Raw genomic sequence first — 1,393 nt, 5'->3', positions numbered from 1 at the left:
CGGTGCGACCCCCTTATTACGGAGTCCCCCGCATAAAACCGACATGTGTCGTAGCCATGCTCTTTATTTCGCTTTTTTCCTTGGCCAGAAGAAGGCGGACCGATCCTCTAGGCTCATGACCCACTCCGAAAATCGAACTGGCGGCAGGTTGCGAAGGCTGGTGTGCATTCTCCGGTGGTTGTAGAAGTCCATATACCGGTCTAAGGCTTCATAGGCTCCTTCGAACGTTGCATATTCCTCCTTGCGGAACAGATCTCTCTCCATGTTGCTGTGGAACGATTCAATAAACGCGTTCAAATCCGGCGTTCGGGGAGGAATGCGTTCATGGGTCATCTTCCAGCTTTCACACATGTCGCCAAACAGGTGGCTGACGAACTGAGGTCCGTTATCCGTTCGGATGACAGGACGTTCGCTCCCAGGGGCGCAGTGCTGGTCCAGGGCTCTCCAAAGCGTCTGGCAGGCGTGCTTCGCCTCACACGACGTTCCCCGGTGGTAACCCACAATGACCCGGGTAAATACATCGATAATGCTCAGGACGAAGAAATGCCTGTCACGCCCCGCCACGTAACCATACTTAATGTCCATCTGCCACAGCTGGCCCGGTCCGGTAATCAGCCGGTTCTCGGGCAGTTTCCGGGGATGCTTGAAGCGCTTCTGACGCTGGGGCTGCAGGATGTCCAGCGCCTGACACAACCGGTAGCTTTTCTTGTGATTGAGCTTCAACCGATACTGGTTCCACAAGCACTTGGCCAGCAGTTTGTACCCGTACACGTGCTCTTCTCCAGCGACCAGTTCCAGCAGCCATTCCTGGATTTGCTCGTCGCTAATCTTCTCTCCAGACTCGGTAATGGAGTATCCGGGCACGGGTCTCCCGCGCCCCTTGGGTGCGGCCTGTGGCGACCGAGATCTACGTTTCATACGGTCATAATACGTTGACTGTGCGAGCCCTATAATTCGCAGCACGAAGGCTGCGGAATTCCCCTGCTTAATGAACATGTCGGCTACCTCGATTTTTTCGGATAAGCAGGGGTTGGCTTTTTTAGCAGTTCACGTAGAATCTCAATCTCTAACTCCTTTTCGCCGAGCATTCTGACGGCCTTCTCGTATTTCTGCTCGACTTCCAGAAGGCGCTTCAGTTCCTCCACCTGCTCCTCGGGATACGGATGATCTTGTTCCCCATGGGCCTCTCGGTAATCTCTCACCCATTGATTCACCGTCGCTGGGGTCACCCCATATTTCCGGGCAACCACCGCCGCCTTAATGCCAGACAACACCTCTTGCGCGGCCTTCTCTCTCGTTCCCGTTAGCTTTCCCATTGGGTTCATCCTCCTCCTGTATTTAGTCTACATTTTTGTCGGGGAGGACTCCAACTTCTTTAGGGGGCTGTGGAGAT

2 protein-coding genes are annotated in these 1,393 nt (G+C 54.4%); both read right to left on the bottom strand.

Features of this window, described 5'->3' with window-relative positions; genetic code table 11:
• Positions 1-63 precede the first annotated feature (63 nt).
• Complete coding sequence (locus tag HQN87_RS31940; protein ID WP_173141373.1) at positions 64-996, bottom strand: IS3 family transposase; 933 nt, start codon at positions 994-996, stop codon at positions 64-66.
• A gap of 5 nt (positions 997-1,001) precedes the next feature.
• Complete coding sequence (locus tag HQN87_RS31935) at positions 1,002-1,316, bottom strand: helix-turn-helix domain-containing protein (protein ID WP_173141371.1); 315 nt, start codon at positions 1,314-1,316, stop codon at positions 1,002-1,004.
• Positions 1,317-1,393 lie beyond the last annotated feature (77 nt).

Origin of the sequence: Paenibacillus tritici (assembly GCF_013204885.1) — a bacterium.
GTDB lineage: Bacteria > Bacillota > Bacilli > Paenibacillales > Paenibacillaceae > Paenibacillus_AQ > Paenibacillus_AQ tritici.
The sequence above is the reverse complement of the archived record's forward strand: the minus strand, read 5'-3'. Positions and strand labels throughout refer to the sequence as shown.